At 30.4% G+C, this 16,120-nt stretch carries 12 protein-coding genes; 4 read left to right on the plus strand and 8 right to left on the minus strand.

The window, feature by feature from the left end:
* Positions 1-9 precede the first annotated feature (9 nt).
* From BLW23_RS20365 to BLW23_RS20375, 3 genes are all read right to left on the minus strand, one after another.
* Positions 10-525 carry a gamma carbonic anhydrase family protein gene (locus tag BLW23_RS20365; protein ID WP_093673383.1) on the minus strand — a complete coding sequence of 172 codons (516 nt, stop codon included), beginning with the start codon at positions 523-525 and terminating at the stop codon, positions 10-12.
* A 121-nt stretch (positions 526-646) separates the two neighbouring features.
* A complete protein-coding gene (locus BLW23_RS20370; protein ID WP_093673385.1) occupies positions 647-1,375 on the minus strand; it encodes a LytR/AlgR family response regulator transcription factor in 729 nt (242 codons plus the stop codon).
* Entirely contained in the window at positions 1,372-3,534 is a 2,163-nt protein-coding gene (locus BLW23_RS20375; protein ID WP_176829896.1) for a tetratricopeptide repeat-containing sensor histidine kinase, read from the minus strand. Before BLW23_RS20375 ends, BLW23_RS20370 begins: the two co-directional genes overlap by 4 nt.
* A gap of 297 nt (positions 3,535-3,831) precedes the next feature.
* Here BLW23_RS20375 and BLW23_RS20380 point away from each other — a divergent pair, with 297 nt between their 5' ends.
* Both BLW23_RS20380 and BLW23_RS20385 read left to right on the plus strand, forming a co-directional pair.
* Positions 3,832-4,533: an SIMPL domain-containing protein gene (locus BLW23_RS20380; protein ID WP_093673389.1), complete on the plus strand. Its 702-nt coding sequence runs from the start codon at positions 3,832-3,834 to the stop codon at positions 4,531-4,533.
* A 45-nt stretch (positions 4,534-4,578) separates the two neighbouring features.
* Complete coding sequence (locus tag BLW23_RS20385; protein WP_093673391.1) at positions 4,579-5,706, plus strand: vWA domain-containing protein; 1,128 nt, start codon at positions 4,579-4,581, stop codon at positions 5,704-5,706.
* 414 nt (positions 5,707-6,120) lie between these two features.
* Here the strand turns inward: BLW23_RS20385 and BLW23_RS20390 are convergent, their stop codons facing one another.
* The 3 genes from BLW23_RS20390 to BLW23_RS20400 all read right to left on the minus strand — a co-directional run bounded on the left by BLW23_RS20390 (position 6,121) and on the right by BLW23_RS20400 (position 9,959).
* Positions 6,121-6,900: a glucosaminidase domain-containing protein gene (locus tag BLW23_RS20390; protein WP_093673393.1), complete on the minus strand. Its 780-nt coding sequence runs from the start codon at positions 6,898-6,900 to the stop codon at positions 6,121-6,123.
* Positions 6,901-6,965: 65 nt separating this feature from the next.
* Positions 6,966-7,892 (minus strand): 1-aminocyclopropane-1-carboxylate deaminase/D-cysteine desulfhydrase, encoded by a 927-nt coding sequence (locus BLW23_RS20395; RefSeq protein ID WP_093673395.1) that lies wholly within the window; start codon positions 7,890-7,892, stop codon positions 6,966-6,968.
* 147 nt (positions 7,893-8,039) lie between these two features.
* Positions 8,040-9,959 carry an ABC-F family ATP-binding cassette domain-containing protein gene (locus tag BLW23_RS20400; protein ID WP_093673397.1) on the minus strand — a complete coding sequence of 640 codons (1,920 nt, stop codon included), beginning with the start codon at positions 9,957-9,959 and terminating at the stop codon, positions 8,040-8,042.
* Between the two features lie 122 nt (positions 9,960-10,081).
* On the opposite strand from BLW23_RS20400, the gene BLW23_RS20405 reads away from it, so the two are divergent.
* Positions 10,082-10,486 (plus strand): DUF983 domain-containing protein, encoded by a 405-nt coding sequence (locus BLW23_RS20405; RefSeq protein ID WP_093673399.1) that lies wholly within the window; start codon positions 10,082-10,084, stop codon positions 10,484-10,486.
* Here the strand turns inward: BLW23_RS20405 and BLW23_RS20410 are convergent.
* Entirely contained in the window at positions 10,483-11,520 is a 1,038-nt protein-coding gene (locus BLW23_RS20410) for an NAD(P)/FAD-dependent oxidoreductase (protein WP_093673401.1), read from the minus strand. The genes BLW23_RS20405 and BLW23_RS20410 overlap by 4 nt on opposite strands.
* On the opposite strand from BLW23_RS20410, the gene BLW23_RS20415 reads away from it, so the two are divergent.
* A complete protein-coding gene (locus BLW23_RS20415; protein WP_143032244.1) occupies positions 11,521-13,539 on the plus strand; it encodes a hypothetical protein in 2,019 nt (672 codons plus the stop codon). It begins immediately after the preceding gene.
* A gap of 100 nt (positions 13,540-13,639) precedes the next feature.
* Here BLW23_RS20415 and BLW23_RS20420 read toward each other — a convergent pair whose 3' ends face one another.
* Positions 13,640-16,117, minus strand: a complete 2,478-nt coding sequence (locus BLW23_RS20420) for an Hsp70 family protein (RefSeq protein ID WP_093673405.1) — start codon at positions 16,115-16,117, stop codon at positions 13,640-13,642.
* Positions 16,118-16,120: the final 3 nt, after the last annotated feature.

Below are 16,120 nucleotides of genomic sequence, written 5' to 3' on the forward strand. Positions count from 1 at the left end.
TTTGATTAGTTATTCTTCAAACCAACTGGAGTATTTCACATAATTATTGGCTATTCTATCTATTTCTCCTGAAATCAGTTCTTGTGAAATATTTTTCACTTTTTTTGCTGGAACTCCTGCGTAAATACTTCCACTTTCAACATGCGTATTTTTAGTAACGACTGCTCCTGCTGCAATAATGGAGTTTGACTCTATAACGCAGTCGTCCATTATTATACTTCCCATTCCAACTAAAACATTATCATGAATTGTACAGCCGTGAACAATAGCATTATGACCAATAGAAACATTATTACCTATATTGGTTGGAGACTTTTGATACGTAGCATGAATTACTGCTCCATCTTGAATGTTCACTTTATTACCAATATGGATATAATGAACATCTCCTCTAATTACTGCGTTAAACCAAACGCTACATTTTTCTCCTATTTTTACATCTCCTACAATCGTAGCATTTTCGGCTACATAACAATCTTCAGGAATTTGAGGGTGTTTTCCGTTAACAGGTTTTATTATTTTCATATATCAGTTATCAGTTATCAGTTATCAGTTTGTAAGGTGTGATTTTAATTTATTTAAAAACAATTGATATAGTTAGTTATACAAATCTTTCCCTATATACGATCGCCTTTCGACTTTAAAACTACTTAAAATAAGACAGTAAATTCGCTTTTTTAGTTGATGAAATTGACAATTCCTTTCCATTACTCAATACCACACTTCCTCCTTTTCCTTTTTTATATTTTAAGACAGCATTTACATTCACTAAATAAGATTTATGAATTCGAGCGAAGGAATATTCTTTCAAGGTTTCCTCTATAAACTTTAACGTTTTACTCACCACCTTTTTCGTGTTTTCTAAATAAATTTCGGTATAGTTATCATCTGCTTTACAATAAAAAATATCGTTTACATCAATAACCTCGAAACCGTCTTGTGTAGGAATGGTTATTTTACCTGTTTTTATCTCTTTTGGAGTTAATATTGTATTCTCCAATTCTGTTTCTTTCTCTTTAATTTGAGTAACATGATTTACTGCCACTATTAAATCGTCAATTGAAATTGGTTTTAGTAAATAATAGGAAGCTTGATTATTTAAAGCTTCAATTGCATAGTGATCATAAGCCGTTACAAAAATAGCCTCAAAGGTTCGGTCTTCTATTCTTTCTAATAAATCAAAAGCATTACCATAGGGCATTTCAACATCAAGAAAGACTAAATCGGGGTTATACTCTTTAATCAAATTATACCCTTCCTCAATATCTCCAGCTTCTCCTAAAACAGTTACGTTTGGGCAATACTTTTTAATATAATTTCTAAGTATATCTCTGCTTATGGCTTCATCTTCAACAATAATAGCTTTTATATTCATAGTTTAATTTTTTTTAATAATAATTCTACTTTGGTTCCTTCTCCAGCTTCCGTTGCATCTGCTACTTTCACTTCTATTTTATCTTGATACATATCATTCAAAATTCCTATTCTTTTTTTGATAGTACTCATTCCTTTTGACTTCTGCTTTAATTGATTTTTTGTTTTCATTTCCATAGATCTCTTTCTTCCAATACCGTTGTCTTCAATTAAAACACGCACTACATCATTATCTATTTGCTCCATTGATATGCATAAATATCCTTTCTCTTTCTTATAGCGTAATCCATGCCAAATAGCATTTTCAATATAAGGTTGTAACAACATTGGAGGAATAATATAAGTATCTAAAGGAATTTTATCGTCTATCTTAATTTCATAATCAAACTTATCTTGAAATCTATTATGCTCTAGTTTTACGTACAGCTGCAACAATTCTGTTTCTTTTGATAAAGGAATAAAATCCTCATCCGAATTTTCCAAAACAGAACGCATTAATACTGAAAATTCTGATAAATATCTATTGGCACTTCGTTCATCATTAACCGCTATAAAACTATTTACCGAGTTCAATGCATTGAAAATAAAATGAGGATTCATTTGAGAACGCATCGATTTTAGTGCCAACAGGTTATTCGCCAATTTCTGTTGTCTAATATTACGATACATATAATACATCAATAAAGAAATAAGTACCATTCCAGTAATCAATGAATAAATTATAATTTCCTGCCGTTTATTACTCTCTTGAACTAACTGTTGATCTTTGTAGGCTAAATCAATTTTACTATCCGCTAACTCTTTATCTTTTTCTAAACTTGCTATTCTATTCTGATTATCAGAAATCCGTTTGCTAAATCTTTTTACCTGCTGTATTTCTTGTTCTCTTTTCGCGTATAGAGTATCAACCAACTTTACATAATCCCGGTAACTTTCAAATGCCTTTGTATAATCACCAACAGTGGCATATACTTCCGACAATTTTCTCGTAGCATCCTTCTTTATAATTAAATCTTCATTTTTATCGGCATCACTAATACTCTTTTCAAAAAAAGGAATGGCTTCATCATACTCTTCCTTTTGAAGGTAGGCGTTTCCTATTTTATAACTAATCTTTTGAGAAGTAATAGAATCTACCAAAGTTTCAGCATCATCTGCTTCAACCGTAATTTCTTCCGCCTTTTTCAAGCTTTCTTTTCTTAACTGTATTTCTTCATCATATCGTTGTGAAGAATTCAAATAATCGGCTACTTTTTCCTCTTGCTCGAGTGACCTCTTCACATTCTCTTGAGTTGCCAATTCTAATGAATTTTGAAATAACAAATCAGCTTTCTTTCTTTGTCCTAAATTTGCAAATACCTCGGCTAACTTCGAATTTAAATCTGTTATTTTAGAAGCATTCCGAAGGTTCTGAGCGATTGATAAAGCAGTTTTATAATTAGTTTCCGCTTTTGACCATTCTCTTAAGACTCTTGAAACATCTCCTAAGCCTTCAAATAAGGTAAGTTTGTCAAAGTTAGAAACAATTTGGTTCATTGTAGAAATGTAAGTCTTCTCACTTTCTTTATATTTCTTTGATAAAAATTGTGATTTTGCTAATAACAAACGAACAGCAACATTATCCTTTTGTTTTAAAGAAGTATCGTAGTTTTGAGAAGCTAAATCATATTGCCTCCAAAAAAAGTAAATATCACCCATTACTTTAAAGGCTTCCGCTTTTCTACCACGTGTTAATTCTTCTTTTAGTGTTAACTCTATAAACGACAAACTTTTATCCAGACTTTTTTCTTTATACAATTTAGCAGAGTCGATATATTCGCTGAAGTAACTTTTGAACTTTCTTTTTTTTAAAGAACGTGAACTTTTAGATATCTTATTAAACACCTTTAACTTATTTTCTTTCTCTACCTTTATTATGATTTCATCATTTCCTTTGATCGTATAATACACCGTTTCAAAATCAAAATGACGAACTATTAATTCATCATTATATCTTGCGTTGATTTTATAATTCTCATTTATTTTCGAATAATTATATTGAATACCCGCAACTGTAACCTCAGCATTTTCAATTGATTCTCTTGTCTCTTTATCTATGACTTTGACTTTAATTGAAAATTTAACAGATTTTTCCTCCTGAGCTTTTAAAGTTGAGGACATGATGAAAAGGCATATTATAAATATATATCTAAACATTTTTGATATTTTCTTGTAAGTGTAAACTTATTATCAAAAAATGGATAAAAAAAATTGACTTTCTCTATTGAAGGCTTTTTGCACCCAAATCTCTCCTTGTTTACTCATAAAAAATACTCGTATACTAAATAAAAACCGCGTTTCACTCATTCTGAATTTTATTTAAAGAAAGTTGCCTATAATTTTACTTCATAATTAATCGAGAGAATACCACAGATACAATTATTACTAAAACGGTTAATCTGATCAAAAAATGAAAAAATGAAAAACTTTTATATAACGATGGCTTTATTTATTTCAACGCTGTCCTTTGCTCAACAATCATTAAGTGATAAAGCCCAAATTGATGTCATAGGAAAATCAGAAATGGAAATAACTCCTAATGAAATTTATATTGATATTTTTTTAGAGGAAAGAATGGAAAAAGGTAAAAAACTTACCTTAGAACAACTGGAAGATGAATTAAAAAAAGAGCTAAACCTTATAAAAGTTCCTACTGAGAATTTATTTATTTCTGATATTAATTCAGTTTTATCAAAAACTGGTTGGTGGAGCAAAGAGATTCTTTCTACAGGAAAATATTCCTTGCTAATCAAATCTTCAGAAAAAATTAAAAAAGTTTTCGAAACTTTCAAAAAACTAAAAATCACAAGAACATCTATAATTAAAGCTACGCATTCTAAACTTACTGAATTCAAAAAGAAAAACAGAATAAATGCAATAAAAGCAGCCAAAGAAAAGTCTGACTATTTGCTAAATGCTATCAATGCTGATACGGGAAAACCTCTACGTGTAAATGAAATAGAACATCAAGTTAACGACTTCGCTCAAATTAATTACGTAAGTAATTCTAAAATGTACGAATCTGGTTTTTCTAAATCAAGAAGTCATAAAAATGAGCAAGTTCAGTTTGAAAACATCACATTAACGTCAAGCATTCATGTCATTTTCGAAATAAAATAATTCAATTCCAAACTACATAAAAGTTCAATTTAAAAACATAAAATCATGAAAAAAAACATCTTAACATTTATAACATTAAGTATACTTTTCTTTGGAAAGGGTTATGCTAATGAAAAAAAACATTCTGAAAACTATAAGCAACAAACTATTAAAGTTGCGCTATTATTGGATACAAGTAATAGCATGGATGGACTTATTAATCAAGCAAAAGCTCAATTATGGGAAATTGTCAATGAACTCTCATATGCCAAGTGCCATGGAAAAACACCTAACTTAAAGATTGCTCTTTATGAATATGGTAACGACGGTTTATCTTCAAAAAAAGGGTTTATTAGACAGGTTACCTCTTTTACAAGTGATTTGGATGATATTTCTGAACGTCTTTTCGCTCTTAAAACTAATGGAGGAAGCGAATATTGTGGTGAGGTTATTTTCACTTCTATCAAAGAATTAGAATGGGGTAAAAATAAAAACGATTTAAAATTAATATTCATTGCTGGAAATGAGCCTTTCACTCAAGGAAAGATTCATTTTAAAGATGCTATTTCAGATGCCAAAGAAAAAGAAATTGTTATCAATACTATTTTCTGCGGAGATTATAACCAAGGTATTTCTGGAAGTTGGCAAGAAGGGGCCTATTATGGAAATGGTGATTATATGACTATAAATCACAACAAAAACATTGTTCATATTGTTACTCCTTATGACAATGATATTATTATACTGAATAAAAAACTAAACAAAACTTATTTATACTATGGAAGTATTGGTAAATCAAAGTACGAGAAACAAGCACTTCAAGACAGTAATGCTGAGGAGTTAGACGAAGTTGTTGCCGTAAAGAGAGCTGTTACCAAAAGTTCTAACTTATACAAAAACTCTTCATGGGATTTAGTTGATGCCTCTGATAAAAAGAACTTTTCTTATAAAACATTAAAAAAAGAACAATTACCTAGTCATCTTAAAAACAAGTCTTCTGAAGAAATTAAAAGTTATGTTGAAGAGAAAAAAAATGAAAGGGAAGTGATACAGCAAAAAATTCAAGAACTAAATAAAAAAAGGAATGCTTTCGTAACTCAAAAGAAAAAAGGTAGTTCTAAAAAGAATGAATTAGAAAGTGTTATTATCAATTCAATTAAAAAACAAGCTAAGAAGAAAAACTATATTTGGTAACAATATTGCCGAACTTCAAAAAAAGTGTAGCTAAACACCTCTAATTAGGAAGATTTAAAGAGAACATGACTTCTGTTATGTTCTTTTTAAATAAGGAAAATATAAAAGGAATTATACTGTGAAGCTAAAGAACGCTCGGGCTTATAAAAATACTTGCATTTCCTATGAATAATAGTTGTTTATTCTAAAAACCCCTCACTAATAATGCCTCAACAATACATCCAGAAAAAACAGCTGTTAAAACTTATTTTTCTGATGAAGTAAATTAAATAATACAACAAGTCAACAATTGAAGACAAAAACAATAAGCTTAAAAAACTAAACAAACAGACCGGTACTGCTTTAGGTTACAGAAGTTGTAAACTGGAAATTAAAGAGCTCTTAAAACAACAATTTCAACTTGGTTATTCATAGTTATTGAACCAATAATTCCTGTCCTATACTTATTTGATTACTTTGTATTCCATTAATTTCTTTTAATAATTTCACGGAAATCTTATGTCTTCTAGCAATAGAATATAGAGTATCTCCCTTTTTAACTTCGTAATAGCTACCTTTTCCTTTCTGTTTCTTTTTAGAAGCCCTTACTCTATCGTACTTCATTAAATCATACTTATGAATAAGACTAATTAATTTTTGAGGATATCTCTTATCCGTTGCATAACCCGCTCTTTTCAAGCCATAAGCCCAACCTTTATAATCAGTACGTTTTAATCGAAATAAATTTGAATATCGTTTTCTAGTTAGTAGAAACTGAGAATGATCTTCATAAGATGACTCTGGATATTTGTATTTTCTAAAACATTCTCCTTTTTCGTCATCATCATGAGTTACACTTTTACCCTTCCAACCTCTATGACATTTTATTCCAAAATGATTGTTTGATCTAATTGCCAAAGCACTTCGACCACTTCCTGATTCTAAAATTCCTTGAGCCAAGGTTATACTAGCTGGAATATTATGTTCATGCATTTTCTTTACCGCGATAAGGGCAAACTTTAAAATATATTCATTCGTATTTTTGGGAGTTGTGATTGACCTTTTTTTGATTTGCTCTAACTGAGGTATCTCCGGCATTTCTTCCTTTTGCTCTACTACGACCTTTCTATTAGAAGTAACTACTTTCTTTTTTGACCCACAACTTACAAACAATAGGGACGTTAAAATAATTGCTATACTTAATTTAAGCTTCATTTCGTAAACTCTTTATCTTTTCAGGTTGTTATCTTTATGACACCGGTATTAAACTCTTATGTTTTTTATTGAATCAAATCCATATTTCTTCGCTTCAATTTTTGATTGATTCCTTCTATTCCTTGTAATCCTCCAGTATGAATTATTAATATTTTGGATCCTCTTTGAAATTTATCGTTTGAAACCATATTAATAATTCCATATACCATTTTACCAGTATAAATAGGGTCTAAAGGAATTGTCGTTTTTTCCTTAAAACTATTGATGAAAGAAATTAATTCCTCATTAAACTTTCCATAACCTCCAAAATGATATTCATTTTCCAAGTGCCAAAAGTTATTTTCCTTCGAAAATTTCCTTATTTCTCCTTCTAAAAAATTTCCTTTCAGTGCAGGAAAACCAATAACTTTTTGCGCCTTTGTGGTCGCATTTATTAGACCTGCAATAGTTCCTCCAGTACCAACAGCTGAGCAAATATAATCGAATTTTTCATCTTCAGCTGTTAAAATCTCTTGACAACCTTTAACGGCTAATTCATTAGTTCCTCCTTCCGGGATCAAATAAAAATTACCGTATTCTTCTTTTAGTTTCTTTAGAAACACCTCTTCCTTTTTATTTCTATAGTCTTCTCTAGAAACAAACTTAAAATCCATTCCTTGACTATTCGCAAACTTTAAGGTTTTGTTGTTTTCTAAAACATTATCCAAATCATTCGCCAATTCATCTCCTCTAATAATGCCTATTGTTTTGAAACCGCCAATTTTTCCAGCTGCCGCTGTAGCCGCTATATGATTCGAATACGCACCACCAAAGGTTAAAATAATTTCCAATTTTAGCCTTTTTGCTTCTAGTAAGTTATATTTAAGTTTTCTGTATTTATTCCCAGAAATACTCGGATGAATCAAATCTTCTCGCTTAATAAAGAGTCCTATTTCCTTTTCATCGAGAATTGGTAGGTTTATTTGTTGGTTATATGTATTTAAGTTGAACATTATTAATTCCAAAAGTTTAGATCTGATAATTGGCTAAATCTCCAACATAAGATATTATTTTAATAAACGTCATCATTATCTAATCGTACAAAACGTCAATAACACTTAGATTCACAACCTCACATATCCTTCATCATATAAAATCCTCTAACCAAACGCAGTTACCTTTTCTTCTACCTCTTCCCACTCCAACATTAAATCATCAAGTTTTGCTTTTTTTGCCTTGTACTTTTCGAAGAAATTGGGCCTAGAAGAAACTTCATCATAATTTTGAGCCAATTCAAGGTCTGCTTTTTCTATATCTCCCTCCAACTCCTGAATTAAATTCTCTATCTTATTTAATCTATTCCTTAATTTTTTAAGTTCTTTTTCTTCTTCTTTGGAAAGTTTATACGCAACCTTTTTTGAAGAACTCTTCTTATCTTTAACTACTGTTTGTTTTTCAGCTTCTCTTAGATTTTCCAATTGATGCTGTCCTAAGAAGTAATCAATATCTCCTAAATACTCCTTAATCTCTCTATCTTTGAACCCATATACTGAACTTGTTAAGCCTTGTAAAAAATCTCTATCATGCGATACTATGATCAAAGTTCCATCGAAGTTTTTGAGGGCTTGCTTCAGTACATTTTTTGATGCAATATCTAAGTGATTCGTCGGCTCATCCATAATCAAAACATTGAATGGAGAGAGCAATAACTTACATAATGCTAAACGGTTTCTTTCACCTCCAGATAGTACCTTCGCTTTTTTATCAACTGATTCACCACCGAATAAAAAGGCTCCAAGCATATCTCTAACTTTTATCCTATTTCCATCAGTCGCAGCATCTTCCATGATCTCCAAAACAGTCTTCTCTGGTGGTAAATGTTCTGATTGATTTTGAGCAAAGTATCCTACTTCAACATTGTGTCCTAACTTCAAGTGCCCTTCAAAAGGAATTTCTCCTACCATCATTTTGGCTAAAGTAGATTTTCCTTGTCCGTTTTGCCCTACAAACGCTATTTTACTGTTACGTTCAATTAATAAGTCAACATTCTCTAAAACCTTTTTATCGCCGTAATTTTTACATAAATCTTCAGCTTCAACAACAATTTTACCAGGTTCTTTAGATATTTCAAATCGTACATTCATCACAGCATTGTCATCCTGATCGACCTCAATACGTTCAACCTTATCTAGCTTTTTAATTAATGATTGAGCCATCGATGCTTTATTTGCTTTCGCTCTAAACTTTTCAATTAATTTCTGGGTATGCTCAATCTCTTTTTCCTGATTTTTTTGCGCTTGTACTTGTTTCTCTTTTATTTCAGCACGAAGTTTTAAAAACTCAGAATATGGTTTTTTATAATCATATATTTGGCCAAGGGAAATTTCAATGGTTCTGTTGGTTACATTATCCAAAAACATTTTATCATGCGACACCAATACAATAGCACCTTGATACCCCTTTAAGAAGTTTTCTAACCAAATTATAGATTCAATATCTAAATGGTTTGTTGGCTCATCCAGCAGTAAAATATCATTATTTTGTAATAATAATTTCGCCAGTTCTATACGCATTCTCCAACCTCCAGAAAAAGTATCTGTTAACTTATCAAAATCTTCACGTTTAAATCCTAATCCTTGCAGTATTTTTTCAGTATCTCCTTGATAATTGTATCCACCAATTAACTCATATCGCTCATTTTTTTCATTTAGATCTATAATTAACTGATTGTATCCCTCGCTTTCATAGTCTGTCCTTTCAGCTAACTGGCTATTAATAACATCTACTTCTTGTTCAATTTCCTTAATTTCAATAAAAGCCTGATAAGCTTCTTCTAAAATTGTTCTTCCATGAACAAAATCAATATCTTGTCGCAAAAATCCAATACGAACCTCTTTATCAAATGCCATGGTTCCACCACTGCTTTCAATATCTTTAGATAAAACTTTTAATAACGTTGATTTTCCCGCCCCATTTTTTCCTATTAAGCCAACTCTATCACCTTTATTTAATTTAAAAGTAATTCCTGAAAACAGATCGGTTCCCATAAATGAAACCGTTAAATTATGTACGTTTAACATTTTATAAACTATAATTAATGTAATTTTGTAACCGTTGTTATATGTAGTTTGATTACAAATATTGAAATTTGCACAAACTTACGAAAACGAAACAGTTTATTTAACTTGAAAGTCTTAATTATATGTTCGGAAAAGGAAGCAAATTATATAGTATTTTTAGAAATAAATGTCCGCGCTGTCATGAAGGTGATTTTTTTAAACATAAAATTTCCTTTAACCCTAAAAAGGTAACAAAACTACATGATAATTGCCCTAATTGCGATTTAAAGTATATGATGGAACCATCATTTTATTTTGGAGCAATGTATGTAAATTATGCAATAGCAGTTGCCCTGTTTGTGGTGGTTTTTATAATTGCAAAAATATTAATAGGTCTGTCTATCTTCGAAAGTTTTATTGCCATTATTTTAGTTTCTCTTGTTCTGACCCCTGTAAGCCTAAGGCTTTCTCGAATTGTTTGGATTAATCTTTTTGTTTCTTATAAAAAGAAAAAGGAACTAAACTCACTCAGAAAAGAACCTGCTTAAGAAAATCTAGCTATAGATATTTCCTTTTCTAGCGGAATTCCCTTTTCCAAATAGTTAAATAGACTATTTGCTATTGTTGGTGCAATCATAACTCCTCGTGTTCCTAGTCCATTTAAAATGGCTAGGTTATCGTGTTTCGGGTGCTTCCCTACTAAAGGACGTCTATCCTTAACTGTAGGTCTAATTCCGGCTGATTGTTTCAAAATTTTATATGGAACCGAAATTACTTTGTTAAGCTTTTCTACCAACTCTTTTTTTCCTTCCTCCGTGGATAAGGACGTTTTATCCGTCCAATTGAAAGTTGCGCCAACTTTATAATTATGATCACCAAGTGGCATTACAAAAACCGATGACTTCAATACAAAATCAATATTTAACTCTGGTGCATGTATTGTTAATGTTTCTCCTTTTGTTCCATTTAAAGGTAAATAATTAAAAAATGGATTCTTTTTTAATCCAAAACCTTCACAGAAAACAACATTTCCAGCAATGAGATTGTTATAACTAATGGTAGCACTAATATTTAAATCATCATAAATAAAATCCTTTTCAATGAGTCTTTCTTCCTTTCTCAAATAGTCTTTATAAGCATTGATTAACTCTTCCGTTTTAAGCCTTCCTGTTCCTTTTAAAGTACCAAATCCATGATTACAAAATACCCCGTCAATTTCTCCATTTTCAATTTTAGACCGCATATAAACTGACATATTAGGTTTATCTATAGCGGTAAACCAATTATTCTGATCTTTAATTGAATTAAAAACCTTCTTTGTTTCCAATTTAACATCAAAATTAACTCTTAGCTTCTGCTCCAGTTTTTCATACTTAGGCATAGCATATTGTAATTGATCATGCCCATTCCAAGCTGGTGTAAATCGTTTTAAAATGATAGGATTATACATACCCCCAGCTACCAAAGATGATGTTTGCGAATTATTTTCAAAAACCACAAACGTTTTACCATTTTCACTTAGCTTTTCAGCGAAAGCAATTCCTGCTAAACCAAGACCAACAATAATATAATCAACATTCATATGCCAAAAGTACGAACATTACTCGTAAATAAATTTATTCAGTACTTTAAACTTAATCTATTTTTCATACTTTGGTCTACAAATAATTGTATCAAAATTGCCATGTATCAATCTCCTATTGATTTACTAGAAATTTCTTTAGATGAACTTGAAAGTATTGACCATAAAATTCTTGTTCGGTTGGAAAAGCGCCTACGCTTACTTCAAATTCAAAATGAGAACTCTTCCTTTAACAGGGATTTACAGTTTCAACTGCTTCAACAATTAAAAGATCCTCAGAAAAGAGCTTGTATTCTTTTTATTGAAAATCATCCTAATTTTAAGCAATTTTTAAAGACTGGTAAATGTATTGCTCCTAAATGTTTTAATTTTAAAAACTACCAAAATGAACTTCCAGATGGACTTGCTAATTTTTTAGCTCCCTATCTTGAAGATTATTTTATCCCAGTTTTTAAATCTTCATTTCAAAACAAAAATTACGACATTATTAATCAAGCTTTAGATAATGATTATATTTTTACGCGAGAATTTCTTCATACTCTTTACAGTTATGTTCTGCAACAATTAACAATCTTGGTTAAGGTAATTGAACAAGCGAAACCAAGAGCTTTATATAAAAAATGCCCTCAAATTACTTACAACGGATTCATAAACTTATTAAACCAAATACCTATTGGTCTAGTTAAATCTGGAAAAATTGATTATGTTAACGCACTCTTAAAATATTATAGAAGAACTCGACAACATAACGCTGAGTATTTAAAAATAAAATATGCATACAGAAACCTTTTTAAATTAGAATTCGATAATCCTGATGTTACTGAAAAGGTTAAGGAAATATCAGAAATAGGCTATGAGGAATCCTCTTACGAAGAATCTTACTTAGATTATTTTTCTGGTAAAAATTTAATTTCTGCCATTGCCTTTGTTGTTGCAATTATTATGTTCATTGCTAAGGCTTCTAATTCAAATACTCGTTCAACTTCAAATAGAACAAATACTTATAATAATAGTTACAATTCTAATATAAATACTATTCAAGAGAACTTTCAGGCTATCTATTTAAAAAAGTTTTTTGGAAGAAGTTATATTCTTAATGAAGTATATTATGACAGTACCGCTTATAATTTAAAAACGGGTAGTAATCCTTTCAATTTTCTGCAAAAAAACTCTAAAGTCGATAGGCCACTAATAACAATAAAGAACTCTAGTGAAAAAGATGCTTTCCTATTTTACTTAGACAAAAAAAGCAATTTTTTTCATGGTGCCTTTATTCGTTCTAAAGATAGTTTACAATGCTCCCATACCTTAGAAAACGAATATATTTTTTATAGAGGTCTCGAATTCTCTTTGCTTTCTTATGAAAATTCAGGTGAATATACTTTCAAGAAAATGGATTTAACAGACATTCAATTATTATCTAAAAAGTTTGTTCTTTTTGCTTCTAATGATTCTACACTTGTCACAATTAATAACAAAGGGGTCGCTTTTAAAAATATATTGGTTGATACTTTGAAAAACGAGCTTCTTACCAAAGAAAGAATACCGGAAGATCTAAGTATTATTAATTCTACTAAGCATGACTTTTTTCGAAAACTTTATAAAAATTCGAAACTACCCTCAAAAATCTCCAAAGAAATAAAACTTAAGAATGGGGCTAACCCCTATCCTAAATTTTTCAGGAATAGAAAACATAAAGCTATTGAAGGATCTCCTGTCATAATTAAAAATAATAATAAAAAGCCCCTAATTGTATTTAATAGAAATTTAAGAGAGCAAAGAGACTTTGCCGCTTATGTGAAGCCTAATAAGGCAATTAGAATAAGGATTTCTCCTAAAAATGACACTTTATTTTTTTATATAGCGGAAAAATTATGGGAAAACAAAAAAGGGGATACCATTATACAGTTAAATAGTAATACCAGAAAACTTTCAAAAAAACCATTTATAATGGGTTCCACTTTCTTCAATGGCATTCGATTCTACACTGAGAATGAAACCATTAAAATTAGCATGTAAAGTTACCTAAAAAAACAAATACTTATTAATAACAAAGAAAACTCATGAGTTATTAGTAAGTATTTACGGCTTTACCCTCTTTATTTATTTAGATACTGGTTTATTGAATTCCGGTTTGATTATCTATTCCTAAATCTTTAGATGTATCATTGTCTTGCGGTAATAAAGAGTTTAATTGATAGACAATTGATTTTAACACTCTATAGTCTTTATCTTCTAGGGCCTTATCTCCATGCAAAAACATGCGCTCTGCTTTTATTTTATCAATGAAAATATCAGCATTCATCTTAAAATGAAGATATACATCTATGAAGTTTTTTTCATCAGAATTAAACATAGTGTTATCTAAGGAGTTTAACTCTTTAATTTTAGCCTTAATTAGGTATTTATTTCCAGAATTCAGTATAGCAACTTCGTCTTTTATAATGTTTTCATACCTAGACATAAACTGTTCATTCACTTCTTCATTTAATTTAGCTTCCAAATAGCTTTTTACCAATCTATACTCTGTTATGTCTTCATTTAACACTCTGTTTCGAGTTAACAAATCATACTCATTCATTAACTCTCTCTTCTGATTATCTATACAATATTTAGTGTCACTAACGTCTTCGTCCGGACTTAAATTTAGAGCTATTTGCAATTCTATTAATTGGTCTTTAATCTTCTTTAATTTTGCTAAAAAATCATAATCATCTCCATTAGCTTCTAATTCTCTTTCTAGTTTACGAACTCCTTTATCAAGTTCCCTTTCTAGTTTATCTTTACTTAGATAACGTTCTGATGGTGTGAACTTATTTATAATATCTTGCTCTATCGAATTTAAAAACACATCAACTTCCAAATCTCTAGATTCTGAAAGTTTGATCTCCAACTCTATATCTGTTCCTTTTATTAAATCACTTTCCAATAGCTTTCCTGGAATTTCAATATATCCTATTGTAAGCCCTGAACTGGGTAATCCTGCATTATTCCCCTCAACAATATTAATTCTTAAACTATCTTCACTACCTTTTAAAATAGTCTTAGAAATGGTTTTATAGATCATTTTTCTAAGCGGTAGTATACTATTTTTCTTAAAAACAAGCTCTAATCTTGTTTCATTATACTCCATATCATCTATCTCCAGACAAATATCAATTGGAAGTACCTGTCCTTTTACTTGGTACTTTCCATGATTTATTACTAATGTTTGATTAGTATAAATGACCTTATTCTCTTCGTCATATATGTCTAATTGAAATGTATTCAACTCATTTTCCAACAAATCAACATAAATATAAGCTTCTTTGGCAAATTGAACCTTTCCTGAATCAAATCCTCCATCTTTTCTAATGATTCTATAAGTTCCCCTGAACTCCACATCAGCTTTTATATGGATAAGCTCTTCATCATCTCTTGAGTTTCTTTCGTAAAGAATTGTAAAATCAGCATCTTTATAATCGCTAGGCTTTCCTTGTGAGATATCTTCATTAAACTTTTTGAATTTTGACCCTGCAAAATATGCCGCGCCCTTACCTACAGCCTCCGTAGGGTCAACTTCTGAAGATAATGGTATCTTAACCTCTTCTAATAACTTCTTTTTTACATACGGAATTAAAGTTGTACCGCCTACCATTAACATTCTTTCTACCTGCTCTGGATTAATATTATTTCTGGTTAGCAAGTCTAAGATAAACTCAATAGTTCGTTGAACTAATGGGTTAATTAGGTCATTAAATTGAATTCTGCTTATTTCAATGGTTTCATAAAAATCTTCTTCTTCTATCTCTACTTCTATTTCTACCGTCTCAAAAACACTCAATTCTTTCTTAGCTTCTTCTGCCTTAAATAAAAGTTCATAATACAATCTTTTATATTTACTATCTTTTTTGCGGCATTCTTCCCATAAATTTTCAATAGCAAACTTTTTTTGTATTACTGGAATTATAAGGTGTTCTACTATAAGATTATCAATATCCAAACCTCCCAAATAGTTATCTCCTGAGTTATCTACAACATTAATCTCTCTGTTATCTATTTTGAGCAAAGCCACGTCAAAAGTTCCTCCACCAAAATCATACACTAGCCAATACTTTTCTTCTTCAATATCCAAATTGCTTTTATTCGCAAAAGATAAGCTAGCTGCAATTGGTTCTTGTAATAAATATACCTGCTGAAATCCTGCCTGTTGGCCCGCTAATTTGGTAGCATTTGATTGAATTGTATCGAAAGAAGAAGGAATGGTAATAACAACTTCATTTATGGTAGTACCAGTATGTACAAAGTTTTGGAGCTCCTTTAATACTTCAGATGATAGTTCTATAGGTCCTAATTCTTTTTCAACATTAGGAACCCAATATCTATCTGATGTACCCATTTTCCTCTTAAAACAAGTGAAAACATTTAATGGGTCACGTTCATATAAATCTCTTGCTTTATCTCCTACAAATATTTTATTCTTTCTATAAGCCACCGCAGATGCCAACGTAGATTTAAGTCCTAACGGGTTTTTATATACTTCCAGACTACCATCAATATAGGAAGCTATCATACTATTAGTAGTCCCTAAATCTATACCAAAATTAACTGTATTCATTTT

It is taken from the genome of Tenacibaculum sp. MAR_2009_124 (assembly GCF_900105455.1).
Taxonomy (GTDB): domain Bacteria; phylum Bacteroidota; class Bacteroidia; order Flavobacteriales; family Flavobacteriaceae; genus Polaribacter.